Consider the following 25,736-nt stretch of genomic DNA (forward strand, 5'->3'; position numbering starts at 1 on the left):
GGGAATCAGCGTTGATACGATCGAAGGCTATGTCCGAGCCCGTGATCTCCTACCCGCCCGAGCTGCCCGTCTCCGCAGCGCGCGACGAGATCGCCGCCGCCATCCGCGACCACCAGGTGGTCATCGTGGCCGGGGCCACCGGCTCCGGCAAGACGACCCAGCTGCCGAAGATCTGCCTCGAGCTAGGCCGCACGGCCATCGCGCACACCCAGCCGCGCCGCATCGCCGCCCGAAGCGTCGCCGAGCGCATCGCCGAGGAGATGGAGGTGCCGCTCGGCGGCGCCGTCGGGTACAAGGTGCGCTTCACCGACAAGGTCTCCGCCGACACGCGCGTCGCGCTGATGACCGACGGCATCCTCCTCAACGAGATCCACCGCGACCGCCTGCTGCGCCGCTACGACACGATCATCATCGACGAGGCGCACGAACGCTCGCTCAACGTCGACTTCCTCATCGGGTACCTCCGCCGCATCCTGCCCAAGCGCCCCGACCTGAAGGTCATCGTCACGTCGGCGACCATCGACCCGCAGAGTTTCGCCCGGCACTTCGCGGCGCCCGGCCGCGAGGGCCGCGACCCGGTGCCCGCGCCGGTCATCGAGGTCTCCGGCCGCACCTACCCGGTGGAGATCCGCTACCGCCCGCCGGTCGATCAGGCCGGTGAGGAGGCGGACGCGACCGGCGACGACATCGACGCGCTGACCGGCGCGCTGCGGGAGCTCGACCGGGAGGCGCCCGGCGACGTGCTGGTCTTCCTTCCCGGCGAGGCGGAGATCCGCGACGCCGCCGACGCGGTGCGCGGCCTGTACGCGAAGGATGCCGCCCCCACGGAGGTCCTGCCGCTGTATGGGAGGCTGTCCGCCGCCGAGCAGCACCGGGTCTTCGAGCGGTCCACGGTCGCGGGCCTGCGCCGCCGGGTCATCCTGGCCACGAACGTCGCCGAGACGAGCCTCACCGTCCCCGGCATCCGGTACGTCGTCGACACCGGCACGGCGCGCATCTCGCGGTACAGCAACCGCAGCAAGATCCAGCGGCTGCCGATCGAGGCGATCTCGCAGGCGTCCGCGCAGCAGCGGTCCGGCCGCGCGGGCCGCACCGCCCCGGGCATCGCGATCCGCCTGTACGCCGAGTCGGACTTCGACGCGCGCCCGGAGTTCACCGAACCCGAGATCCTCCGCACCGGCCTGGCGGCGGTCGTGCTGCAGATGCTCGCCCTGGGATTCGGGGATGTCGCATCCTTCCCGTTCCTCACTCCCCCGGACTCCCGCGGCGTGAAGGCCGCCCTCGACCTGCTCACCGAGCTCGGCGCGGTCCAGCCCGGGCGTGCCGGCGGGGGCGCCAAACTCACCGACCTGGGCCGGGAGATCGCGCGTCTGCCGATCGATCCGCGGTTCGCCCGCATGCTCCTCGAGGCCCGCCGCACGGGGGTGCTCCCCCAGGTGCTCGCGATCGTCGCCGGGATGTCCATCCAGGACGTCCGCGAGCGCCCGGAGGACAAGCGGGACGAAGCCGACCGACTGCACGCGAGGTTCACCGACCCGACCAGCGACTTCCTGAGCATCCTGAAGCTCTGGGAGCACCTGCGCGAGAATCAGCGCGAGCTCGGATCGAGCGCATTCCGGCGTCTTTGCCGCGCCGAGCACCTCAACTACATCCGGGTGCGCGAGTGGTTCGACGTGCATCGCCAGCTGCAGTCCCTGCTCCGGGTCCGCGACACCCCGACCTCCGGCGAGGCATCCGCTCCCGGCCAGGAGGGCGACCAGATCCACCGCGCCGTGCTCGCCGGTCTGCTCTCGCACATCGGCATCCTCGACGAGCGGCAAAGCAGCTCCGCGAAGGACAAGCGCGCGGCGAAGGCGTCCGACGCACGGCGGCCGCAGGCGCAGTACCGCGGTGCGCGCGGGACGACGTTCTCGGTGTTCCCGGGGTCCGCCCTGCGCCGCACGCGCGCGCAGGCGGTCATGGCCGCCGAGCTCGTCGAGACCTCTCGCCTCTACGGGCGCACGGTCGCGGTCATCGATCCGGCGTGGGCCGAACCGCTCGCCGGCGACCTCGCCAAGCGCAGCCTGAGCGACCCGCACTGGTCGAAGGATGCCGGCGCCGCCGTCGCGGCCGAGAAGGTCACGCTGTTCGGGGTGGAGATCATCCCGCGCCGCCGGGTGCAGCTCGCCCGCATCGACCGTCCGCTCGCGCGCGAACTGTTCCTGCGCCATGCGCTGGTGGACGGGGAATGGGAGCCGGCGCACCTGGACAAGCGCCTGACCGCGTTCTGGCGCCGCAACCTCGAGCTGCGCCGCACGCTCGAGAAGATCGAGGAGCGCGAGCGCCGGCGCGACATCCTCGTCGGCGACGAGGCCGTGTACGCGTTCTATGACGCACGCATCCCGTCGGACGTCTTCGACGTGCGCTCGTTCGAGACCTGGTGGAAGGATGCCTCGTCTCGCACGCCGCGCCTGCTCGACATGGCCGAGTCCGACCTGCGCGACGAGGTCGCCCGCACCGACGAACGCGACTTCCCGACGCGGTGGCGCCAGGGCGACCAGGTGCTCTCGCTCGCCTACCGGTTCGAACCCGGCGCCCCGGATGACGGCGTGACCGCCGTCGTGCCCCTGGCCCTCCTCGCGCAGGTGCGGCCCGACGGATTCGACTGGCAGGTGCCGGGGATGCGCGACGAACTGATCGCCGCGCTCATCCGGGCGCTCCCGAAGGCGATCCGCCGACACGTGGTCCCCGCCGCCGACTGGGCCGCGAAGTTCGCCGAGGAACTCGCCGCCGACGGGCCGGAGATGCACGACGGCGCACCGCCCAAGACGCTGCGGGAGGCGCTCGCCGCACGCATCCAGCGGGTCGCGAACCAGCCGGTGACGCCGGCGGACTTCGAGATGGACCGCGTGCCGGAGCACCTGCGGATCGCCTTCCGGGCGGTCGACGAGCGCGGACGCGCGGCCGGTGCCGACCGGGACCTCGCGACGCTGCAGCGCCGGCTGTCCGATCGTGCCCGCACCGCGGTCTCGCGGTCCCTCACCGCCACGACGCCACGCCGGGGCGGACCGGCCGCTCCCGCGACGTCGGCCCCGGCGGCTCTCGCTGCCGCGGTCGTCGAGCGGACCGGCCTGACCACGTGGGACTTCGGCTCGCTGCCCGACGTCGTCGACACGAAGGTGGCCGGAGGCGTGGTGCGCGGATACCCCGCACTCGTCGACGACGGCACCAGTGTGAGCGTGCGGATCGAAGCGAGCCCGGATGCCGCGCGATCCCGCACCCGCGCGGGCGTGCGCCGGCTGCTCCTGCTGTCGAGCCCCTCCCCGGCGTCCTACGTCCTCGACCACCTCACCGCGCCGGAGAAGCTCGCGCTGGCCGCGTCGCCGTACTCCTCGGCGCGCGCACTCGTCGAGGATGCCCGCACCGCCGTCGCCGACCGCTGCATCAGCGACGCCGGCAACGCTCCGATCCGGTCGGCGGAGGCGTTCGCGCGCGTCCGGGACGACTTCGGCGCCCGGGTCGTGGACGACCTCTTCCAGCTCGTCTCGCTGTGTGCCCGCATCCTCACCCTGCACCGCGACGTCGAACGCGCAGTGAAGGGGCAGAACGCGCTCACCCTGCTCGCCGCCTTGAACGACGTCAAGGCGCAGCTGGCGGGCCTCATCCACCCGGGATTCGTGTCGGCGACCGGATCGGCCCGCCTGCAGCATCTGCCCCGGTACCTCCAGGCCGCCCTGATGCGGGTGAACGGCCTGCCGGAGGCGCCGGGGCGCGACCGGCAGCGTCAGACCGAATTCGAACGCGCCGCGACGCTGTACGCGGAAGCGGGCGGCACGATCCCGACGACGCCGGACACCCCCGCCGCGCTGGTGCACACGCGCTGGCTTCTGGAGGAGTACCGGGTGAGCCTGTTCGCCCAGACGCTCGGCACCGCCGAGCCCGTGTCGCTGCAGCGGATCCAGAAGGCCCTGCGCGAATAGCCTGCTCCGGCGGCGCTCCCCATAGACTGGGCGATGGCGTCCAGCCGGTACAGAAACAGCGACGAAGGGTTCGTGCGATGGCCAGCGTGATCCAGTACACCGAGTTCGGCGGCCCCGAGGTGCTCACCCTCGTCGAGGTGCCGACACCGGCCCCCGGGCCGGGCGAGCTCGCGGTGCGCATCACGGCGGCGGGGGTGAACCCGATCGACTGGAAGCAGCGCAGCGGGCTGCGAAAGACCGGCGCCATCACCACCCCGCGGCGGCCCGGCTCGGACGGGGCGGGCCACGTCACCGCCGTCGGATCCGGCGTCGAGGGCTTCGCCGTCGGCGACGAAGTGGTCCTGTTCGGCGCCACCGGCCTGTATGCCACCGACGTCGTCGTCCCGGTCTCGTCGGCGCTTCCGCGGCCGCCGCGCGTCAGCGCCGCGGAGGGGGCGGCGATCGGCATCCCGGCGGCGACCGCGTACCAGGCGCTGCGGTCGCTGGACGTCACCGCCAACGACACGCTCCTGATCCACGGCGGCTCCGGCGCCGTGGGGCAGGCCGCGATCCAGTTCGCGATGCTCTGGGGGGCGCGCGTGCTGGCCACCGCGTCGCCGCGTCGATTCGACCGCGTCCGGTCGCTGGGTGCGACCCCCCTGGTCTACGGCGAGGGCCTCGTGGAACGCGTCCGCGACACGGCCGGGTCCGGCGTGACCGTGATCCTCGATGCCGCCGGGACCGACGAGGCGCTCGAAGCATCCCTGGCGCTCCTCGCCGACGGCGACCGGATCGCCACGCTCGTGCGCGGCGCCGACGCCGCCGGCCTCGGCATCCAGGCCTACTCGGGAGGTGCGCCGCACCCGCTCACCCGGCAGCAGCTCGCGTGGCGCGACGAGGCGATGCCGGTGACGCTGGCGCTCATGGCCGCCGGCGCGTTCTCGGTCGAACTCGGTCCGTCCTACCCGCTCGCCGAGGCCGCCGAGGCGCACCGCGTCGTGCACGCGGGCGTCGACGGCAAGGTCACCCTCCTCCCCTGACCGCCATGCCCGTCCTCCTCGCTCTCGCGGCCGCCGTCACCTACGGCGTCGGCGACTTCCTCGGCGGTCTGTCCGCCCGACGCTGGCGCGTGCTGCCGACGACCGTCACCAGCACGTCCGTCGCCGCAGTCCTGCTCGCGATCGTCCTGATGTTCACCGGCGGCGAGTGGTCGGCGACGACCCTCGTCATGGGTTCGCTGGCCGGGCTGTTCGCGGCATCCGGCTTCCTCACGTTCTACGCCGCCCTCGCCGCCGGTCCGATCTCCCTCATCGCCCCGCTGATCGCGCTGCTCAACTCGGCCGTGCCGGTGCTCTGGTCGGTCGTGTTCGGGGCGGCGCTGAGCCCCCTCGCCTGGGTCGCGATCGCCCTCGCCATCGTCGGCTCGGTCCTGGCGGGATCCGCCGGCGGCGGCAGCAGCGGCGGCATTCGAGGACGCACCCTGCTGTATACGATCATCTCGGGGCTCTCGTTCGGATTCTGCATCGTCGCGCTCGACGTGCCGCCGGAGTCGTCGAATCTGATCCCGGCCTTCCTCGACAGCGGCGTGTCCGCTCTCGTCCTCCTGCTGCTGGTCGCCGTCGCGGCCGTGGTCCGGCCCGTCCGGCGATGGCTGGCGAGCCTCGATGCTCCGGGGGATGCCGTGGGAACGCCGCACGGCCCGGACGTCGGCGTCGCGAGCGGCGCGATCCGCACCGTGCCGGCGAAGACGGCGGTCGGCGTGCAGCTCGGCGTCGCGTCCGGCGCGTTCACCGCGGTCGCGAACGCGGCCGTGATGATGGCCCTGCACACCGGCGACCTCGCGGTTGTCGCCGTGCTCAACAACCTCTATCCGGTCTCGACCATCGTGCTGGCCTGGATCGTGCTGCGCGAGCGGCTCACCGTGATGCAGCTGGCCGGCGTGGTCCTCGCGGTCGTGGCGTCCGTGCTGCTCGGCGCCTCCTGACGCACGTCACTCGCCGACGGCGACCGGCCTGCCCGGGGTGTTGGACCACTGGCTCCAGGAGCCCGGGTAGACCGCGACGTCGAGACCGGCGATCGCTGCGGCCAGAGCCGCCTGGGCCGCGGTGACGCCCGACCCGCAGTATGCCGCCACGGGCCGATCGCCGGTCGCGCCGACCTCGGCGAACGCGGCCCGGATCTCCGCGGGGGTGGCGAACATCCCGGACGCCGGGTCGACGTAACGGGACGCCGGAAGGTTGACGGCCCCCGGGATGTGCCCGGCGACCGGATCCATCGGCTCGGTCTCACCGCGGAAGCGCTCTGCCGCCCGCACGTCGACGAGCACGCCGTGGCCAGGCCACGCGGCCGCCTCGTCGATGTCGATGGCACCGCCGGGGAAGACATAGTCCGACAGCTCGATCCGGCTCGGCTCCGGAACGTATTCGCCGGATTCGACCGCGAAACCGGCGTCGGTCCACGCCCGCAGCCCTCCATCGAGCACCTGCACGTTCGCGATGCCCGCGGCCAGCAGCAGCCACCAGGCGCGGCCGGCGCCCAGAGACGTGCCCGCGTCGTATGCGACGACCTTCTGTCCCGGCCGGATGCCCCAGCGCCGCGCGGCGGCCTGCAGCACCGGCAGCGTCGGCAGCGGATGCCGCCCGTCGCCTGGTGCGCCGGGTTGCGACAGCTCGGTCTCCAGATCGACGTACACCGCCCCGGGGATGTGCACGGCTGCGTGGTCGTCGCGGCCGTCCGGTTTGTCGAGACGGTAACGCACGTCGAGGATGCACACATCGGGCAGGGCATTGAGGGTCGCGGCGTCGATCAGCACGTTCACCCACCCACGATGACACACGACGTCACATACCCGGGTGTGCGCGGGGGCCCATCCGCGAGAATGGGCGAATGCCCGACTCCCCCGACTGTCGCCCCGCCGCATCCTCGTTCGCGACGACGCAGGTGCAGGCCGGATACACGGCCGGTGCGGTCTCGCACACGGCCATCCCGCCGATCTACCAGTCGAACGCCTTCGAGTTCACGTCGCTCACCCAGGCGCGTGAACTTTTCGCACTGCAGCGCGAGGGGGACATCTACAGCCGGGCGGCGAATCCGACGGTCGCGGTGTTCGAGCAGCGCGTCGCCGCCCTCGAAGGCGGCATCGCCGCCGCGGGCGTGGCGTCCGGACAGGCGGCGGTCGCCCTGGCGCTGCTCGCCCTCGCCGGCCGGGGCGGGCACATCGTGGCGGCCGCCCAGCTCTACGGCGGCACGGTCGACCTCCTCACCGACACCTTCCCCGACTGGGGCATCGAGACCACCCTCGTCGACCAGGACGACCCGCAGGCCTGGCGGGATGCGGTGCGCCCCTCGACCCGGGCCTTCTTCGCCGAGTCCATCGCCAACCCGATCGCCCAGGTGCTCGATGTGCGCACGGTCGCCGACCTCGCCCACGCGGCCGGCGTGCCGCTGGTCATCGACAACACCGTGGCGACCCCGTACCTGCAGCGCCCGGGCGAGCACGGCGCCGACATCACGGTGCACTCGGCGACCAAGTTCCTCGGCGGGCACGGCACCTCCCTCGGCGGAGCCGTCGTCGACCTCGGCACGTTCGACTTCACCGCGGAGCCGGAGAAGTGGCCGCAGCTCACGCAGTCGTACGCCCGCGTTCCGGGCAAGAGCCTGGTCGAGCGATTCGGGGAGTCCGGTTCGCCGTACATCTCGCTCGTGAAGACCAAGTACTCCCACGATCTGGGCCCGTCGCTGTCTGCGTTCAACGCCTTCCAGCTGCTCCAGGGCATGGAGTCGCTCGACCTGCGGATGTCGCGGCACAGCGCGTCCGCGCAGCGGGTCGCGGAGCACCTGGCCACGCTCCCCGCCGTCGCCGCCGTGCACCACCCCGGCCTCGACGGGAACCGGTGGAACGCGCTCAGCGCCGCCTACCTGCCGCGCGGCAACGCGTCGGTGTTCTCGTTCGACCTCGTCTCCAGGGGGGACGCCGAAGCCGACTTCGCCGCGGTCGAGGCGTTCATCGCGCGCCTGCGGGTGCTGAGACTGGTCGCGAACATCGGAGATGCACGCAGCCTCGTCGCCCACCCGGCATCCATGACCCACAGCCACATGACGCCGCAGCAGCTGGCGGATGCCGGCATCTCGTGGACGACCGTGCGGCTGTCGATCGGCCTCGAAGACGCCGACGACCTCGTCGCGGACCTGGATCAGGCCCTCACCGCGGCCTGATCTCGGTCACGACGCGTCGGGGCCGGCATCCTTCTGGTCGCGGCGCCGGCGTGCCAGTTCGGCGCGCAGCCGGTCCTCCTCGATCTCACGCTCCAGGTCGGCCAGCTGCTGCTCCGTGGAGCGGGGATCGCCCGCGGCGCCCGCCCGCGCCGCCGGCGGGACGACCGGTGCGCTCGCGGGACGCGGCTGCGGGCGCGGGGCCCGCTCGGGCCATTCGCGACCGAGGGTGAACCACAGGATCGTGCCGAGCACCGGGATGAGGATCACGAGGAACAGCCACGCGATCTTCGGCAGATGCTTGATCGCGTCCTCGTCGCGCAGCACGATGTCGACGATCGCGAAGATCGTTGCGGCGAGGATGAGCAGCGACAGGATCCACATGACGCCGACCATACTGGATGCATGGCCGACTCCCAGGACGCCCGCGTCGCGGTGTATCTCGATTTCGACAACATCGTCATGAGCTGGTACGACCGCGTCCACGGGCGCAACTCGTACTCGCGTGACCGGCAGAAGATCGCCGCCGGCGATCCGGAGAGCCTGGAGCGGCTGTCCAACGCGACGATCGACGTCGGCGCGATCATCGACTACGCGGCATCCTTCGGCACCCTCGTGCTGACCCGCGCATATGCGGACTGGTCCTCGCCGGTCAACGCCGAGTACCGCTCGCAGCTCGTGGCGCGCGCCGTCGACCTCGTGCAGCTGTTCCCGGCGGCGGCCTACGCCAAGAACGGGGCCGACATCCGCCTCGCCGTGGACGCGGTGGAGGACATGTTCCGCCTCCCCGATCTCACGCACGTGGTGATCGTCGCCGGCGACAGCGACTACGTGCCGCTGGCGCAGCGCTGCAAGCGGCTGGGCCGGTACGTGGTCGGAGTGGGCGTGGCCGGCTCCACCGCCAAGTCCCTCGCGGCCGCCTGTGACAGGTTCGACGCCTACGACTCGCTGCCGGGGGTGAAGCCGGCCATCGCCGAGGCCGAGAAGAAGGATGCACCCGCCTCCCGCACGCGACGGGCCAAGCAGCCCGCCGACCCCGGCGGCGCACTGCTTGAACGCGCCCTGCGCCTCGAAGCCGACAAAGACGGTGGCGACGAGTGGCGCCATGCCAGCGCGGTGAAGGACCTCATCAAGCGGCTGGACCCGTCGTTCAGCGAGAGGGCCCTCGGGCACCGGTCGTTCTCTGACTTCCTGAAGGCGCATGCCGACATCGCCGAGATGGACGAGTCGGGCAATATCGTGCAGATCCGCCTCGTGCCCGCCAAACGCTGACGGCACTGACAGCCCCGCCATCGAAAACCCCCGGTCGGCGCAGAGGCCGTCCGGTACAGTGTCACTGTGGTACGCCGGAACATTCCTCCCGGCTCGCAGACGTCCCTCCGAGAAGCGAATCGGGCGCGACTGCTCGAGTCGCTCAAGAGGCACGGGCGCCTGACCCAGGTCGAGCTGGCAGGCAGCACGGGCCTGTCCCCTGCCACGGTGTCGAACATCGTCAAGGAGCTGACCGCCAGCGGCATCCTGCACACCTCCTTCACCTCCCGCAGCGGGCGCCGGGCGACGCTCGTGTCGCTCGCCCGTCAGGTGGGTCTGGTCGCCGGCGTGCATTACAGCTCGCGGAGCCTGCACATCGCGATCGCCGACGCCACCCGCACGGTCGTCAGCCAGACGACGCTCCCGCTCCCCGTCGACCACCGCCACGACGCCGAACTCGACCGGCTGAGCCTGCTGCTGAGCGACATGATGGAGTCCCTCGGCGGGAGCGTGTCCGACCTCCTCGCGGTGGGCCTCGCGGTCCCCGCGCCCCTGGATCCCCGCACGGGCATGATCTCCACCCCCGGGCTGCTGCGCGGCTGGGACGGCGTCGACATCGCGGCGAGCCTGTCGGCGCGCATCGACCGCCCGGTCTTCGCCGACAGCGAGGCGAACCTCGGCGGGCTCGCGGAAGCGCGCGAGGGCGCCGGCCGCGGGGCCGCCTCGACGGTGTACATCCGCGTCGGGCACACGATCAGCGCGGGCCTGGTCGTGCACGGCGACCTGTTCCGCGGCGTCAACGGCAAGGCCGGGCAGATCGGGCACGTCACGATCGACGAGAACGGCCCGGTGTGCCGCTGCAGCAATCGCGGATGCCTCGAGACCTACGCCGCCGGCCCGGCCCTGCTGGCCCTGTTCCCGCCGGCCGAGCGGATGCCGCGCCTCAGCGATCTCATCCAGGCCTCGGAGGACGGCGATTCCGGCGCACGGCGCGTGATCGCCGACGCCGGCCGCCACATCGGCATCGCGACGGCGAGCCTGTGCAACCTCTTCGACCCGGAGCTCATCGTGGTGGGCGGTGAACTGGCCGGTGCCGGAGAGACGCTGATCGCGCCCATGCGCCACTCTCTGGAGCGCACCGCGCTCCCCACCGCCGCCGGGCTCCCCGAGATCGTCGAGACGACGTTCGGCGAGTGGGCCGAGACGCGCGGCGCGATCGCCGTCGCCCTGGATCACGTGTCCGTCGCCGCCGACGTCGCCGCCGTATCGGCGTGATCGCGGATCGATCCATGCACCAGAGGTTCCGCACACTCCTGCGCGCCATCGCCGCCCTCGCGACCGGGGTGCTGGTCGCGGCATCCGCGGTCTCCTGCTCGACGGGATCGGGCGAACCGAAGATCGCCCTCCTGCTCCCGGAGAGCAAGACCGCGCGCTACGAGACCTTCGACCGGCCCTTCTTCGAGAAGCGGGTCGCGGAACTCGGGCACTACGACGTGCTCTACGCGAACGCCGGGCAGGACGCCGCGGTGCAGCAGCAGCAGGCCGAATCGGCCCTCGCCGCCGGAGCTCGCGTGCTCGTGCTCGACCCGGTGGACTCCAACGCCGCCGCGAGCATCGTCGCCGAAGCCCGCGCCCAATCCGTGCCCGTCATCTCCTACGACCGCCTCATCTCCGGCGGCGGGCTGGCCTATTACGTCTCGTTCGACAACGAGAAGGTCGGCATGCAGCAGGCCACGGCCCTGGTGCACGCACTGAGCGCGGCGGGCAAGGCGCGCGGCGGCATCCTGGTCGTGAACGGCTCCCCCACCGACACGAACGCGCGGCAATTCCGCGACGGCGCCCACCGTGTGCTCGACAACAGCGGCCTGCAGGTGCTGGCCGAGTTCGACACCCCCGGCTGGAGCCCGGACAAGGCGCAGGAATGGGTGGCCGGCCAGATCGCGCAGTACGGCAACCGGATCACGGGCGTCTATGCCGCGAACGACGGCGTGGCCGGCGGTGCGGTGGCGGCGTTCGTCGCAGCCGGCGTCACCCCGATCCCTCCGGTCACCGGTCAGGATGCCGAGCTCTCCGCCGTGCAGCGCATCGTCGCCGGACAGCAGTACATGACGGTCTACAAGGCGCTCAAGCCCCAGGCCGAGCGGGCCGCCGACGTCGCGGTGGATCTCATCGAGGGCCGCAAGGTCACGGGGCAGACGACCGTCGACGGGACGCCCACGACCCTGCTCGAGCCCGTTCCGGTCACGGTGGGCAACATCGAGAGCACGGTGATCGCGAACGGCTTCTGGACCGCGAAGGACATCTGCACTCCGGCGTATGCGCAGGCGTGCGCGCGAGCCGGGATACGGTAGGGCACACGATGGCCTCGAGAACCCGCACCCGCGTGCTGACCATGCACGCCATCCGCAAGCACTTCGGTGCGGTCAAGGCGCTCACCGACGTCGACTTCTGGGTGGACGAGGGCGAGGTCGTGGCGCTGGTCGGAGACAACGGCGCCGGCAAGTCGACCCTGGTGAACATCCTCGCGGGCGTGCACCCGCCGGATGCCGGAACGGTCACCTTCGACGAGACGGACGTCACGATCGGCTCCCCCGCCGACGCGCAGGCGCTCGGGATCGCGACCGTCTTCCAGGACCTGGCGCTGTGCGACAACCTCGACGTCGTGGCCAACCTGTGGCTCGGGCGCGAGCTCGTCGACGGACGCCTGCTCGACGAGGTCGAGATGGAGGAGCGCACCTGGACCCTGTTGCGCGAGCTCGCCGCGAAGGTGCCCTCGGTGCGGGTTCCGGTGGCGTCGCTCTCCGGCGGCCAGCGGCAGACCGTGGCGATCGCACGGTCACTCATCGGCGATCCGCGGATCGTCATCCTGGACGAGCCCACCGCCGCCCTGGGGGTGGCGCAGACCGCCGAGGTGCTCAACCTCATCGAGCGCCTCCGCGAGCGCGGGCACGGCGTGATCCTGATCAGCCACAACATGGCCGACGTGCTCGCGGTCGCCGACCGCGTGGTCGTGCTGCGACTCGGACGCAACAACGGCGTCTACGACGTGGCGGACGTCACCACGGAGATCCTGATCGCCGCGATCACCGGGGCGACCGACGCGTCCGGCCGCCGTCCCGGCACGCCGTCCGCCGCCCCGACCCCACCGCCTCCGCCGCCCCCGGTCGTTCCGCGCGACACCAACATCATCGCGCTGCCCACCGACCGGAGGTTCCCGCCGCGACGGCGGGACGGCCGCCCGGACGGGGGCGAGGAGCGATGAGTGACGAGCAGCCGAGCACAGGACGCATCCAGGAGGCCGCGAGCCTCGTCGTCGCGCGCATCCGCGGAGGCGATCTCGGCCCGCTCCCGGTGATCGTCGGCCTCGCGGTCATCTGGACCGTGTTCCAGACCCTGAACCCGGTCTTCCTCTCCAGCACGAACCTCGTCAACCTCACGATGCAGTGCGCTGCGATCGGCACGATCGCCCTCGGGGTCGTCGTGGTCCTGCTGGTGGGAGAGATCGACCTGTCGGTGGGGTCGGTGTCGGGTCTGGCCGCCGCGGTGCTGACCGTCACCTTCGTGCAGCTGCAGTGGAATCCGGTGCTCGCGATCGCGGCCGCGATCGCCACGGGGCTGTGCGCGGGCCTGCTCTACGGGTTCATCTTCACGCGGTTCGGCGTGCCGAGCTTCATCTTGACCCTGGCGGGACTGCTGGGCTTTCTCGGGCTGCAGCTGAAGGTCCTCGGCGACACCGGGTCCATCAATCTTCCGTTCACGTCGTGGATCGTCCTGTTCGCCCAGCGGATGTTCCTTCCCGCGTGGGCCTCGTACGTCCTCGTGGTGGCGGCCGTCGCGGTGTCGGTCGGATCGCGCGTCCGGCTCGCCCGAAGACGCGCGGCCGCGAACCTCGACAGTCAGAGCCTGCTGTCGATCGGCGTGCGCGGCGGGGTGCTGCTCGTGCTGCTCCTCGGCGCCACCTGGTACCTCAACCTGTCCCGCGGCGTCGGGGTCATGTTCGTGTTCTTCCTCGCCCTCGTGGTGACGATGGACATCCTGCTCACGCGCACGCGATGGGGGCGCGCGATCTACGCCGTCGGCGGCTCTCAGGAGGCCGCCCGACGCGCCGGCATCCGCGTCGGCCGCATCTTCGTGTCGGCGTTCGCCCTGTGCTCCTCGTTCGCGGCGCTGGGCGGCATCCTGGCCGCCGCGCATCTGGCCGCCGCCAATCAGAGCTCCGGGGTCGGAGACACGAACCTGAACGCGATCGCCGCCGCCGTGATCGGCGGCACGAGCCTGTTCGGCGGGCGCGGGTCGGCCTACTCGGCGCTCATCGGAGTGCTCGTCATCCAGTCGATCTCGTCGGGCCTCACCCTGCTGAACCTGGACTCCTCGGTGCGCTACATGGTCACCGGCGTGGTGCTGGTCCTGGCGGTCATCATCGACGCCATGTCGCGTCGCACGCGCGCCGCCACCGGTCGCGGCTGACGGATCTCACCGGCTCATTGCGTTCACTGAACGAACGCGTGAACCGGCGTTGCCAAAGCGTTACGTTCAAGACTTGACGCCAGGGATACCTTTGAATGAGTATCTGTTCAGCAGACCTTGCTCGCTCACTGGGGCGCGGCGCCGGATCTGCGTTTCAAAGACGAAAGGCGAAAGATGAAGAAGTCTTCCATCCTGGCTGCGGCGGCTCTGGTCAGTGCCGGTGCGCTCCTGCTGGCCGGCTGTTCCGGCTCAGGAGGCGGGGGCTCGACCTCCACCGCGAACGCCGCCAGCAAGCGCGCGTGCGTGATCCTCCCCGACTCGGCCTCCTCGCCGCGCTGGGAGAGCTTCGACCGCAAGTACCTCAACGAGGGTCTCACCAAGGCCGGCTTCACCGCCGACATCCAGAACGCGCAGGGCGACACCAGCAAGTACGCCACGATCGGCGACCAGCAGCTCACCAAGGGCTGCGGCGTGATGATCCTCGTCGACTACAACGGCGCCGCGGTGGGCGTCGCGAAGAAGGCCAAGGCGCAGGGCATCCCGGTCATCGCCTACGACCGTTCGTTCACCGGCTCGGACTACTACGTGTCGTTCGACAACGTCAAGGTCGGCGCGCTCCAGGGCCAGATGATCGTCGACGGCCTCACGGCTCTCCACAAGGACCCGAAGACCGCCAAGGTCATCTACATGGGCGGCGACCCGACCGACAACAACGCGAAGATGTTCCACGACGGCGCAGACTCCGTGATGTCCAAGGCCGGCATCAAGCCCGCCGCTGAGCCCGCCGGTGTCTGGGACCAGTCCAAGTCGGCCACCAACTTCCAGCAGGCTCTGACCTCGCAGGGCGGCAAAGTCGACGCGGTCTGGGTCGCCAACGACACCAACGCGGCCGGCGTGATCTCGGTGCTGAAGAACAGCTTCAAGGCGGGTCAGGTGCCGGTATCCGGCCAGGACGCCAGCGTCGCCGGTCTTCAGAACGTGCTGCTCGGCTGGCAGACCGGCACGGTCTACAAGCCGGTCAAGCTCGAGGCCGACGCCGCCACCGCCGTGGCGATCGCACTCCTGAAGGGCAACAAGCCGCAGTACACGCAGAAGCTCGCCGACGGCACCCCGTACATCGCTGTGACCCCGAAGTCCGTGGGCCCGCACGAGGTCGAGGAAGTCGTCGCCGCCGGCGACGCGTCCGCGTCGGACATCTGCAACACCGCCGAACTGCAGGCCGCCTGCACGAAGTACGGCGTCAAGTAACACCGCGCCACGGTGAGGGCGTCGCGCGGCCACGCGCGGCGCCCTCCCCGCGCATCTGATCGCAGGGAAGCGAGCAATGCCAGAACCCATCATCGAACTCGTGGGCGTGAAGAAGTCCTTCGGCCCCGTCAGCGTCCTCAAGGGCGTCGATCTCCGTGTCCACCCGGGCAAGGTCACCGCCCTCGTCGGCGACAACGGCGCCGGAAAGTCCACGCTCATCAAGGGCCTCGCCGGAGTCCAGCCCTACGACGAGGGCGAGGTGCGCATCGACGGTCAGCACCACGACCTGCACACGCCCCGCGAAGCGGGCGCACTCGGCATCGAGGTCGTGTATCAGGACCTCGCCCTGGCCGACAACCTCGACATCGTCCAGAACATGTTCCTCGGCCGCGAGGAGATGCGCACCGGCACCTTCGACGAGGGCCGCATGGAGAAGGAGGCATCCGACACTCTCCGGTCGCTCTCCGTGCGCACCGTGAAGTCCGTGCGGCAGAAGGTCTCGAGCCTCTCCGGCGGCCAGCGGCAGACCGTCGCCATCGCGCGCGCGGTGCTGAAGAAGGCGCGCGTCGTGATCCTCGACGAGCCGACCGCTGCGCTCGGCGTGGCGCAGACCGAGCAGGTCCTCAACCTCGTCAAGCGGCTGAGCGAGCAGGGAGTCGCGGTCATCCTCATCTCCCACAACCTCGCGGACGTCTTCGAGGTGGCGGACGACATCGCCGTGCTGTACCTCGGCCAGATGGTCGTGCAGATCGACACCGCAGACACGACTCGCGACGACATCGTCGGCTACATCACCGGCACCAAGACCACGGTCCCGCACATCGGCACCTCCACCATCAACATGGAAGGCGGCGCAGCATGACCGTCCAGCGCACGGAGGCGGCACCGGACCCGGTAGCCTCGGACCTCATCGGCAGCGGCGTCGAGGGCGGCCTGCGCGACCAGATCGACGCCTGGTGGCAGCGGATCCGGGGCGGCGAGATGGGCGCGCTCCCCGCCATCGGCGGACTCGTCGTCCTGTCGATCCTGTTCTCGATCCTGAGCCCGTACTTCTTCACCGCGGGCAACCTCGCCAACCTCATCAACCAGGCCGCGAGCCTCGTGATGCTGGGCATGGCGCTCGTCTTCGTGCTGCTGCTCGGCGAGATCGACCTGTCCGCCGGCGTCACCGGCGGCGTCGGCGTGGCGCTGTTCGTCGTGCTCAACGACGTCGCGCACATCCCGTGGCCGATCGCGCTCATCGTCGGCTTCCTGTTCGGCATCGTGACCGGCTCCGTGATCGGCTTCTTCGTGGCGCGCGTCGGCATCCCGTCGTTCGTCGTCACGCTGGGTCTGTTCCTCGGCTATCAGGGCCTGGCCCTGGTCGTCATCGGGTCGGGCGGCCTGTACCAGATGCAGGTGCCCGCGATCAGCGCCATCATGAACAGCAACCTCCCGGTCTGGGCCGGCTGGGTCCTTCTGCTGGTCGTGCTCGCGGTCTCGGGCGGCATGTCGTTCTGGGACCGCTCGCGCCGCACGCGCGCAGGCGTCCCCAACCGCGACATCTCGCTGGTGTGGATCAAGCTCGGCGTCATCCTGGTGATCGGCGGCGTCGTCGTCTACTTCCTCAACCTCAACCGCTCGCAGTCGATCATCCCGGTGCAGGGCGTGCCGATGATCGTCCCGATCGTGCTGGCGATCCTCTGGATCGGCACGTTCGTGCTCGACCGCACCAAGTTCGGCCGGTACCTGTACGCCATCGGCGGCAACGCCGAAGCCGTCCGCCGGTCGGGTGTCAAGGTGCGGTGGGTCAAGTGGTCGGCGTTCGTCGTCTGCTCGTCGCTCGCGGTCGTCTCGCAGCTGTTCGACGTGGCCCGCATCGGCAACGTGGATGCCGCGGCCGGCCGTGACATCGTGCTGAGCGGTGTCGCTGCGGCCGTCGTCGGCGGTGTCAGCCTCTTCGGCGGGCGCGGTCGTCTCATCCACGCGGCCCTCGGCGCCCTGGTGATCGCGGCGATCACCAACGGCCTCGGTCTGCTGAACCTGCCGTCCGGCATCAACCTGCTGGTCACCGGCGGCGTGCTGATCCTCGCGGCCACGGTCGATGCCCTGTCGCGGCTGCGCAGCGGCGGCGCGAGAGCGTAGGCGCGTTTCGGCGCGACGGCGGCCCGGGTCCTCGATCCGGGCCGCCGTCGCGTTCAGAGGAGAGCCGACGCGCGGTCGACGAACCGCAGGTAGTCGGCGTCGTCGTCGCCCGCGGTGATCGCCCGCAGCACCACCTCGTCCACCGCGCGACGGTATGCGCCGAGACGGTCCGCGGCGTCCGTCGGCGCGATCACGGTCGCCCTCGCCGCGATGTCGAGTCGCGCGAAGTTGGCCGCGTAGTTCGGGTACGACGCGTACCTCGCCGTCTCCTCGTCCAGGCGCGGGACGGCCGCGTCGTCGAGCGCCGCGCGCACGTACAGCGACACGCGCACGTCCGCGTTCGCGGTCCGCGCCTCGGAGGCTTGCGCGGCGGCGACCTCGGGGGTCAGCCAGCTCAGCAGCGGGCCGTCGGCATCCGTCGCGGCGAGATGACGCATCTTCGGTCCGAGCGCGCCGAGCACGATCCTCGCCCCCGTGTCCCGGCGGAGGTCGGCGACGGCGGCCCGCATCACCGCCAGGATGCCGCTGCGCGTCCCCCCGGATCCGATTCCGAGCACGAGGCGGTCCTGCGGCAGGGATGCCGCCTCGGCGGCGATCTGCGCGGCGGGCCGCCGGTCGACCGGCAGGACCCCGGTCGCCAGCACGAGACGATCCGTGACCTCGGCCGCCGCCGCGAGCGCGGCCAGCGAATCGCCGCCCGGGGTGTCGTTCACCCACAGTGCGTGGAAGCCGGCGCTCTCGACCGCTCCCGCGATCCGGGCGATGCGTTCGGGTCCGAGGGATCCGGCGACGCCGATCGACAGGTGTGCGGTGTTCGTCATGGTCGCGCCCTTCAGTGGTATCGGCCGGCGTAGGCGTTCAGCGCGGGCTGGCCGCCGAGATGCGCGTACAGCACGTTCGACTCGCGCGGGATCACCCCGTCGTGCACCAGATCGATGAGCCCCGCCATCGACTTGCCCTCGTAGACGGGGTCGAGGATGACGCCCTCGAGGCGGCCGGTCAGGTGGATCGCGGCATCCGTCGACTCCACCGGGATGCCGTACAGATCACCCGCCCAGCCCTCGCGCACGTCGATCTCGTCGTCGCGCAGTTCCCGGCCGAGGCCGATGAGCTCAGCGGTGGCCCGGGCGATCCGTGCGACCTGGGCGCGGGTCTCCTCGATCGTCGCCGACGCGTCGATCCCGATGATCCGGCGCGGGCGGTCCCCGAAGTTGGTCGCCAGGTCGGCGAAGCCGGCCACCATGCCGGCGTATGTCGAGCCCGTCACCACGCAGACCACGATCGTGTCGAAGAAAACGCCGAGCTGATCCTCCTGCTCGCGAACCTCGTGCGCCCAGTTCGCGAAGCCGAGTCCGCCGAGCGGATGCTCGCTCGCGCCGGCGGGGATCGGGTACGGGCGACCACCGGAGAGCTCGACCTCGGCGAGCGCCTCCCGCCAGGAGTCCTTCACTCCGATGCCGAACCCGGCGGACGAGAGCCGCACGTCGGCGCCCATCAGCCGCGACAGCATGATGTTGCCCACGCGGTCGTTCGTGACGTCCGGCCAGTCGACCCAGTGCTCCTGCACGAGCACGGCCCTGAGGCCGAGGTGCGCGGCGACGGCGGCGACCTGACGGGTGTGGTTCGACTGCACCCCGCCGATCGACACAAGGGTGTCGGCGCCGGAGGCGAGGATGTCGGGCACGATGTACTCGAGCTTGCGCACCTTGTTGCCGCCGTACGCGAGACCGCTGGAGACGTCCTCGCGCTTGGCCCACACGCGTGCGCCCCCGAGTTCGGCCGTGAGCCGGTCGAGGGGGTGGATCGGGCTGGGCCCGAACGTCAGCGGGTACCGGGAGAAGTCAGCGAGCGCCATGGCGACAGTCTGCCACCGGATGCGACGGAGGCTGTGCCCGGATCCTGGGATCCGGGCACAGCCTCCGATCGGGATGTCACGCCGCGTGCGGCACCGAGGCGGCTTCCTCGACCGCGCGCGCGGTGACCAGGAGGACGCCGTCCGCGGCATCCACCGCGACCGCGCCGCCCTCGACGAGCGCGCCCGCGACGAGCAGGTCCGCGATGCGGTCGTCGACCTCGCGCTGGATGAGACGCCGCAGCGGACGCGCCCCGAACTCGGGCTCGTACCCGTGCTCGGCCAGCCACTGCACGGCGGCATCGGTCGCCTCCACGACGATCCGACGGGCCGCGAGGCGCCCGGCGGTCTCGGCGAGCATGAGCCCGACGATGCGGTGCAGCTGCACGGGGTCGAGGCGACGGAACAGCACGATCTCGTCGATGCGGTTGAGGAACTCGGGTCGCAGCTGCTCGCGCAGGCGCCCCATCACCCGGTCGCGCAGATCGTCCTCGGCGAACTCGCGGCCCGCCGTGGTGAACCCGATCGCACCGCTTCGTGAGGCGAGGAATTCGCTGCCGAGGTTCGACGTCATGACGATCACCGTGTTGCGGAAGTCGACCGTGCGTCCCTGTCCGTCGGTCAGGCGCCCGTCATCGAGCACCTGCAGGAGCAGGTTGAACACGTCGGGGTGCGCCTTCTCGATCTCGTCGAAGAGCACGACCGAGTACGGCTGCCGTCGCACCCGCTCGGTGAGCTGGCCCGCCTCGTCGTACCCGACGTATCCCGGAGGGGCTCCGACCAGCCGCGACACGGTGTGCCGCTCGCCGAATTCGCTCATGTCGAAGCGGATCACGGCCTGGTCGTCGTCGAACAGCGACTGCGCGAGCGCCTTCGCGAGCTCGGTCTTGCCGACCCCGGTGGGGCCGAGGAACAGGAAGGAGCCGGTCGGCCGGTGCGCGTCGCCCATGCCCGTGCGCCCGCGGCGCACCGCCTTCGCCACCGCGCTGACCGCGTCGTCCTGTCCGACGACCCGCGCGTGCAGCTCGTCCTCCAGGCCGGCCAGGCGATCCCGCTCGGTCGCGGTGAGACGCGCCACGGGGATGCCGGTGGCGCGGCTGATGACGCCCGCGATCTGGGGCTCGTCCACGACGGCGTCGTGTGCGCGCTCGCGCGAGGACACCTCCGCCAGCTTCGTGTGGACGGCGGCGATCTCGTCGCGGATGCGGGACGCGTCCTCGTAGTGCTCGGCATCCACGGCCTGGTTCTTGTCGGCCTCGAGGTCGGCGAGCCGCTGCAGGAGCGAGGCGGCATCCTGCTGCACGCCCAGCTGCAGCCGCAGGCGGGCGCCGGCCTGGTCGATGAGGTCGATGGCCTTGTCGGGCAGCACGCGGTCGGGAAGGTAGCGGTCGCTCAGTTCGGCGGCCGCCTGCAGCGCGTCGTCGGTGTAGCTGACGGCGTGGTGCTTCTCGTACGCGTCCTTCAGGCCGTGCAGAATCCGCACCGTGTCGCCCACGGAGGGCTCCCCCACCTTGACGGGCTGGAAGCGGCGCTCCAGCGCGGCATCCTTCTCGATCGTGCGGTACTCCCTGAGGGTCGTGGCGCCGATGAGGTGCAGGTCGCCGCGCGCCAGGCGCGGCTTCAGGATGTTGCCGGCATCCATCGCGCCCTCGCCGGAGGCACCCGCGCCGACGACCGTGTGGAGCTCGTCGACGAACACGATCAGCTCGTCGCGGTGCGCCGCGATCTCGTCCATCGTCGTGGTGAGGCGCTCTTCGAAGTCGCCGCGGAACCGCGTGCCCGAGATCATCGCGGCGAGATCGAGCGCGACGACGCGCTTGCCGCGCAGCTGCTCGGGAACCCGCTCCTCGATGATCTCCCGGGCGAGCCCCTCGACGATGGCGGTCTTTCCCACGCCCGCCTCGCCGATCAGCACCGGGTTGTTCTTGGTGCGGCGGCTGAGGATCTCGATGGCCTGCTCGATCTCGTCGGCGCGCCCGATGACCGGGTCGAGCTCGCCGGCGCGGGCGCGCTCGGTGAGGTCGGTCCCGAACTTGTCGAGCATCGGCGTCTCCCCGCCGGCGTCGGCGGCGGCGTCCGGAGCGGCGGCGGCCGGGGCGACGGGCTCGCGCATCCCGTGAATCAGCGCCTCGGCGGTCACGCCCGCGGCGGCGAGCACCTGCCCGGCCGGGGTGTCCTGCCCGAGGACGAGCGCGAAGAACACGTGCTCGGGGTCGACGTAGGTGGATCCTGCCGAGCGGGCCACCTGAAGTGCGTGGAACAGCGCGCGTTGCACCGACGGCATCACGGCGGCCCCGTCGGATTCATCGGGGTCGGATGCTGCCGGCAGCCGCGACTCGACGGCCGCGGCGATCGCGCCCGGGTCGATGCCCAGGCGGGCGACGGCATCCTTCGCCTCGCCATCCTGCATCAGCACGTGCAGAACGTGCAGCGCATCGACTTCGCGCTGGCCGCGCTGCAGGGCGAACTGTGCGGACGCCTGCAGCACCTGCTGCGTGCGCGCGCTGAGGAACCGCCCGATGTCGATGGGGCGCTGCTCTGACCGCTGGCGCTCTCCCGCGAGATATCGGGCGAGGAACTCCTCGAACGCGCCGGCGCCCTCGTGCGGGGGTGTGACGTTTTCGGACATCTCGCGTGCCTCCTGATACTGCGGCGACCCAACTTGAGTCGTCTTGTATCAAGTTCAACGTCAGCGTGCCGGGAGTATTCCCGGGTCGACCTCATTCCACCGCTCGATGGTCTGGGCGAGCCAGAAGACGAGGAACAGCACGAGCGCGATCGTCTCTCCCCACAGCGCCGCGTGGACGAATGCCAGCCAGACGAGATCGATCGCGATGAGGGCGGCGATGATCGCGTACGTCACACGCCAGCCGCGCGTCGCGGCCGCGGCGGAGACCACCGCGGTGAGGCCGAGCAGCGTGAAGAAGCACACCGCTGCGACCAGGTGGGCGTGCTGCGCGAACCCGGCCGGGTCGGCGAGCGCCCACCACTCCCCGCCCGCCACGATCACGGCGGCGACGGCGAGCGCGAGCGCCTTCACGCCACTGATCGTGTGCTGCACGATCGCGAGGACGGCGGCCGTCGCGATCGCCAGCACGGCGATGATCACCAGGGTCGTCATGCCGAAGGCGATCGCAGGCACTTCTGCCGCCGGCACGCAGCGGCCGGGGCATCCCGGATCGACGCCGGGCATCTCGCCCGCACCCACCGTGGTTGGAACGATCGCCATCACCGGGGCGAAGAGGGCGGCGAGGTCGAGCAGCACCTGCTCCCAACTGTGGCCGGAGAGGGCGACCAGGGCGAAGGTGATCGCGAACATCACCCCGACGAAGATGCCGCGGGCGGGCGTGTAGAACGTGGCGCTGATCGACGGGACAGGACCCACGGTGACGAGCACCTGCACGACGGCGATGCCGAGCGCGACCGCCGCACCGACGAGGCCCAGCCGCACGTAGCGGTAGGTGCGCTGGGTGGAGGTGCTCGTGAGCTGCATGGGCCCCATCATGGCGCGACGACCCGACATCGCACGCGGACACGCGCCCGTGAGAGACAATGACCGGTATGCCCATGCCGCACGAGCCCTCATCCGACCCGTCCGCCTCGGCCGCCGCGACCGGTTCCACTCTGGTCCAGGCGCCGCCGCCCGAGATCGGCGAGGACGAGGCGGCGCGGCTCGCACAGGACCTCTTCGGGGTGGTCGGCACCGCACACTCCCTGGGCAGCAACCAGGACCTCAACTTCGTGATCGACACCGGGGCGGCCGACCGGCTCCTCCTGAAGATCGCGAACCCGGCGACCGATCCCGCCGAACTCGAGGCGCAGTCCCGGGCCGCCGGACTCATCGGGTCCCGCGCCGGCGTGCGGGTGCCCCTCGCCCGCACGTTCTCCGACGGCACGACGGTGCGCCCGGTGACGACCCCCGACGGCGGCACCGCGCACGCGCGCATGCTGCCGTTCCTGTCCGGTGACACCCTCGGCGGCAGCGGCTACCTCGCCCCCGATGTCATCGCCCGCTTCGGAACGCTTGCCGCATCGGTGGACACGGCCCTGGCCGGCTGGCGGCATCCGGGGACCGAACGGGACAACCAGTGGGATCTCCGCCATGCACCCGCCGTGCTCGCCGACCTCCTTCCTTCGGTCGCCGACGACGACCTGCGCCGGCACCTGCGGCAGACCGCGGATGCCGCCTGGGCCCGCATCGCTCCGGTCGCCGCCTCGCTCCCCCAGCAGGTCATCCACGGCGACCTCACCGACGACAACGTGGTGGCCACCGACGGACGGATGCCGGACGGCGTCATCGACCTCGGCGACCTCGGCCGCACGTGGCGCGTGGGCGAACTCGCGATCACGCTGACCGGCATCCTGCACCACGACGGCGTCAGTGTCGCCGACGCCCTGGCCGCGGTGACGGCGTATCAGCGCGTGCTGCCGCTGACCGACGACGAGCTCGACGTGCTCTGGCCGCTGGTGGCCGTTCGCGGGGCGGTCCTGGTCGCCAGTGCTCACCACGTGCTGCGCACCGATCCCGGCAACGCGTATGCGGCCGAGAACCTGCTGCATGAGCAGCTCATCCTGGCCGCGGCGACCTCGCTGCCGCTGCCGGTGGCGACGGCCCTCGTGCGGCAGGCCGCCGGCGTCCCCGTGACCGCACCGTCCGTCCCGGCGGCGCAGCCGATGCTCGCCGGCCCGGTCGCCGTCGTCGACCTCTCCCCTGCCAGCCCGGCACTGGACGAGGGCCGCTGGCTGGAACCCGACATCGAGCACGTCCTCGCGCAGGAGACCCTCGCCGCCGGCGCGGCGACGGTCGTCACCCGGTTCGCCGAGCCCCGCCTCAGCCGGGCCCACCCCGGGCAGCATGCCGCCGCCGTGGTCGTCCCGGGCATCGATGTGACCGTCGCGGGGCCGGCCGTGCTGACCGCGCCCTGGGCGGGAGAGATCGAGCTGGTCGACGAGGGCCTGGAGCTTCGCGCCCCGCACGGCGGACTCGTGCTGCGGATCACCGCGGCGCACCGCGGCCACGTCGCCGACCGGTCGGGAGAGCGGGTCGCCGCAGGCGACCCCGTCGCGGAGATCACCGGAACGGTGCGCGTGACCCTCGCCGAGGCCGGCATCGACGTGCCCGAGGCGGTCACCGCGCAGACGGCCGCGGCCTGGCGGGCCGTGGTCGCCGACCCGACGGCCGTGGTCTTCGGCGACGCCGTGGCACCGGCATCCGCGCCCGCGGATGCCGGCGAACTGCTCCGGCGGCGAGAGCGCAGCCTCGCCGAGGTGCAGGAGCACTACTTCGCCGACCCGCCGGTGATCGTCCGCGGCTGGCGGGAGTACCTCGTCGACGCCGATGCACGGGTGTACCTCGACGCCCTCAACAACGTCAGCTCGATCGGCCACGCCCACCCGCGGCTCGTCGAGGCCGTGGCTGCGCAGTGGCGGCTCATCAACACCAACTCGCGCTTCCACTACCCGCAGATCGTGGAGTTCGCCGAGCGCCTGGCCGCGACCCTCCCCGACGGCCTCGACCAGGTCTTCCTCGTCAACAGCGGATCCGAGGCGGTCGACCTGGCGCTCCGGCTGGCGCAGGCGCACACGTCCCGGCCGGACATCCTCGCCGTCGCCGAGGCCTACCACGGCTGGACCTACCTGTCCGATGCCGTCTCGACATCGGTCGCCGACAACCCGCACGCGCTCGAGACGAGGCCTGCGTGGGTGCACACCGTGGAGGCGCCGAACCCGTTCCGCGGCCGGTATCGCGGGTCCGAGGCGGCGCGCTACGCGGACGACGCCGTCGCGGAGGTGCACCGGCTCGCCGAGGCGGGCACCCCGGTGGGCGCCTTCCTCGCCGAGAGCATCTTCGGCAACGCCGGCGGGATGCCGCTTCCCGACGGCTACCTGAAGGCGGTGTACGCGGCCGTGCGCGCCGGTGGCGGCGTCGCCGTCGCCGACGAGGTGCAGGTCGGGTACGGGCGCCTCGGCGAGTGGTTCTGGGGCTTCCAGCAGCAGGATGCCGTGCCCGACATCGTCGCCGTGGCGAAGGCCATGGGCGCGGGGCATCCGCTCGGCGCGGTGATCACGTCGAAGCGGATCGCGGCGAGCTACCGATCGCAGGGCTACTTCTTCTCGTCGGCCGGCGGGAGCCCGGTGTCCTCGGTCGTCGGCCTGACGGTCCTCGACGTCATCCGCGACGAGGGGCTCCAGCAGAACGCCGCCGAGGTCGGCGCCTACCTGAAGCAGCGCCTGACCGAACTCGGCGAGCGGTACCCGATCCTCGGCACCGTGCACGGGTACGGCTTCTACCTCGGGCCCGAGTTCGTCCGCGACCGCGAGTCGTGGACACCGGCCACCGAGGAGACGGCGCGGATCTGCGATCGCCTGCGGCGCCTCGGGGTCATGATCCAGCCGACGGGCGACCACCAGAACGTCCTCAAGTTCAAGCCGCCGATGTGCTTCACGCGGGACAGCGCCGACGAGTTCATCGCGGCGCTGACCCGCGTGCTGGAAACCGGCTGGTGATCGGCGATCCGCTGCGGCGGGTCAGGATCCCGCGGTCGTCCAGGTTCCGGGAGGGCCCGCCAGCAGCAATCCGCTGAACACCACGACGACCCCGACGGCACCGATGACCGCAGCGACCGCCCAGGACCAGCCGAGGG

The 25,736-nt window shown here is 71.5% G+C and carries 19 protein-coding genes; 13 read left to right on the top strand and 6 right to left on the bottom strand.

Translation table 11 applies throughout. The features are described 5' to 3' along the window. Positions 1–29 precede the first annotated feature (29 nt). The 3 genes from hrpA (at position 30) to LK09_RS05980 (ending at position 5,922) form a co-directional block, all read left to right on the top strand. Positions 30–3,959 (top strand): ATP-dependent RNA helicase HrpA, encoded by a 3,930-nt coding sequence (hrpA, locus tag LK09_RS05970; protein ID WP_039397123.1) that lies wholly within the window; start codon positions 30–32, stop codon positions 3,957–3,959. 77 nt (positions 3,960–4,036) lie between these two features. Further along, positions 4,037–4,978: a quinone oxidoreductase family protein gene (locus LK09_RS05975; RefSeq protein WP_039397125.1), complete on the top strand. Its 942-nt coding sequence runs from the start codon at positions 4,037–4,039 to the stop codon at positions 4,976–4,978. Positions 4,979–4,983: 5 nt separating this feature from the next. Continuing rightward, positions 4,984–5,922, top strand: coding sequence for an EamA family transporter (locus LK09_RS05980; RefSeq protein WP_039397127.1), 939 nt, complete (start codon positions 4,984–4,986; stop codon positions 5,920–5,922). A gap of 6 nt (positions 5,923–5,928) precedes the next feature. On the opposite strand, the gene LK09_RS05985 is transcribed toward LK09_RS05980, so the two are convergent. After that, positions 5,929–6,756, bottom strand: coding sequence for a sulfurtransferase (locus tag LK09_RS05985; RefSeq protein WP_052226451.1), 828 nt, complete (start codon positions 6,754–6,756; stop codon positions 5,929–5,931). A 68-nt stretch (positions 6,757–6,824) separates the two neighbouring features. Between LK09_RS05985 and LK09_RS05990 the strand changes: the two genes are divergently transcribed. Next, positions 6,825–8,153, top strand: coding sequence for an O-acetylhomoserine aminocarboxypropyltransferase/cysteine synthase family protein (locus LK09_RS05990; protein WP_039397130.1), 1,329 nt, complete (start codon positions 6,825–6,827; stop codon positions 8,151–8,153). A 6-nt stretch (positions 8,154–8,159) separates the two neighbouring features. On the opposite strand, the gene LK09_RS05995 is transcribed toward LK09_RS05990, so the two are convergent. Further along, complete coding sequence (locus LK09_RS05995) at positions 8,160–8,534, bottom strand: PLD nuclease N-terminal domain-containing protein (protein WP_039398128.1); 375 nt, start codon at positions 8,532–8,534, stop codon at positions 8,160–8,162. Positions 8,535–8,555: 21 nt separating this feature from the next. Between LK09_RS05995 and LK09_RS06000 the strand changes: the two genes are divergently transcribed. The 8 genes from LK09_RS06000 to LK09_RS06035 all read left to right on the top strand — a co-directional run bounded on the left by LK09_RS06000 (position 8,556) and on the right by LK09_RS06035 (position 17,240). Then, on the top strand, positions 8,556–9,422 hold the full coding sequence (locus LK09_RS06000; RefSeq protein ID WP_039397132.1) for an NYN domain-containing protein: 867 nt from the start codon (positions 8,556–8,558) through the stop codon (positions 9,420–9,422). Positions 9,423–9,488: 66 nt separating this feature from the next. After that, the gene (locus tag LK09_RS06005) at positions 9,489–10,676 is read left to right on the top strand and encodes an ROK family transcriptional regulator (RefSeq protein ID WP_197060973.1); all 1,188 of its coding nucleotides are present in this window, start codon (positions 9,489–9,491) and stop codon (positions 10,674–10,676) included. 14 nt (positions 10,677–10,690) lie between these two features. Further along, entirely contained in the window at positions 10,691–11,752 is a 1,062-nt protein-coding gene (locus LK09_RS06010) for a sugar ABC transporter substrate-binding protein (RefSeq protein ID WP_039397135.1), read from the top strand. 8 nt (positions 11,753–11,760) lie between these two features. Next, complete coding sequence (locus tag LK09_RS06015) at positions 11,761–12,663, top strand: ATP-binding cassette domain-containing protein (protein WP_082008081.1); 903 nt, start codon at positions 11,761–11,763, stop codon at positions 12,661–12,663. Further along, entirely contained in the window at positions 12,660–13,868 is a 1,209-nt protein-coding gene (locus LK09_RS06020; protein WP_052226453.1) for a sugar ABC transporter permease, read from the top strand. The genes LK09_RS06015 and LK09_RS06020 overlap by 4 nt, the downstream gene beginning before the upstream one ends. Positions 13,869–14,042: 174 nt before the next feature. Then, positions 14,043–15,116, top strand: coding sequence for a sugar ABC transporter substrate-binding protein (locus LK09_RS06025; protein ID WP_039397137.1), 1,074 nt, complete (start codon positions 14,043–14,045; stop codon positions 15,114–15,116). Between the two features lie 76 nt (positions 15,117–15,192). Continuing rightward, positions 15,193–15,978: an ATP-binding cassette domain-containing protein gene (locus LK09_RS06030; RefSeq protein WP_039397139.1), complete on the top strand. Its 786-nt coding sequence runs from the start codon at positions 15,193–15,195 to the stop codon at positions 15,976–15,978. Further along, entirely contained in the window at positions 15,975–17,240 is a 1,266-nt protein-coding gene (locus LK09_RS06035; protein WP_039397141.1) for a sugar ABC transporter permease, read from the top strand. The genes LK09_RS06030 and LK09_RS06035 overlap by 4 nt, the downstream gene beginning before the upstream one ends. A gap of 53 nt (positions 17,241–17,293) precedes the next feature. Here LK09_RS06035 and LK09_RS06040 read toward each other — a convergent pair whose 3' ends face one another. From LK09_RS06040 to LK09_RS06055, 4 genes are all read right to left on the bottom strand, one after another. Further along, on the bottom strand, positions 17,294–18,061 hold the full coding sequence (locus tag LK09_RS06040; RefSeq protein ID WP_039397143.1) for an LLM class flavin-dependent oxidoreductase: 768 nt from the start codon (positions 18,059–18,061) through the stop codon (positions 17,294–17,296). 11 nt (positions 18,062–18,072) lie between these two features. Next, positions 18,073–19,095 (bottom strand): 1-aminocyclopropane-1-carboxylate deaminase, encoded by a 1,023-nt coding sequence (locus LK09_RS06045; RefSeq protein WP_039397145.1) that lies wholly within the window; start codon positions 19,093–19,095, stop codon positions 18,073–18,075. Positions 19,096–19,171: 76 nt separating this feature from the next. Continuing rightward, positions 19,172–21,721, bottom strand: coding sequence for an ATP-dependent Clp protease ATP-binding subunit (locus tag LK09_RS06050; RefSeq protein WP_039397146.1), 2,550 nt, complete (start codon positions 21,719–21,721; stop codon positions 19,172–19,174). A gap of 60 nt (positions 21,722–21,781) precedes the next feature. After that, positions 21,782–22,585, bottom strand: coding sequence for a hypothetical protein (locus LK09_RS06055; RefSeq protein WP_039397149.1), 804 nt, complete (start codon positions 22,583–22,585; stop codon positions 21,782–21,784). 68 nt (positions 22,586–22,653) lie between these two features. On the opposite strand from LK09_RS06055, the gene LK09_RS06060 reads away from it, so the two are divergent. Further along, positions 22,654–25,599 carry an aminotransferase gene (locus LK09_RS06060; protein ID WP_231562964.1) on the top strand — a complete coding sequence of 982 codons (2,946 nt, stop codon included), beginning with the start codon at positions 22,654–22,656 and terminating at the stop codon, positions 25,597–25,599. Positions 25,600–25,736 lie beyond the last annotated feature (137 nt).

Origin of the sequence: Microbacterium mangrovi (assembly GCF_000802305.1) — a bacterium.
Lineage (GTDB): Bacteria > Actinomycetota > Actinomycetes > Actinomycetales > Microbacteriaceae > Microbacterium > Microbacterium mangrovi.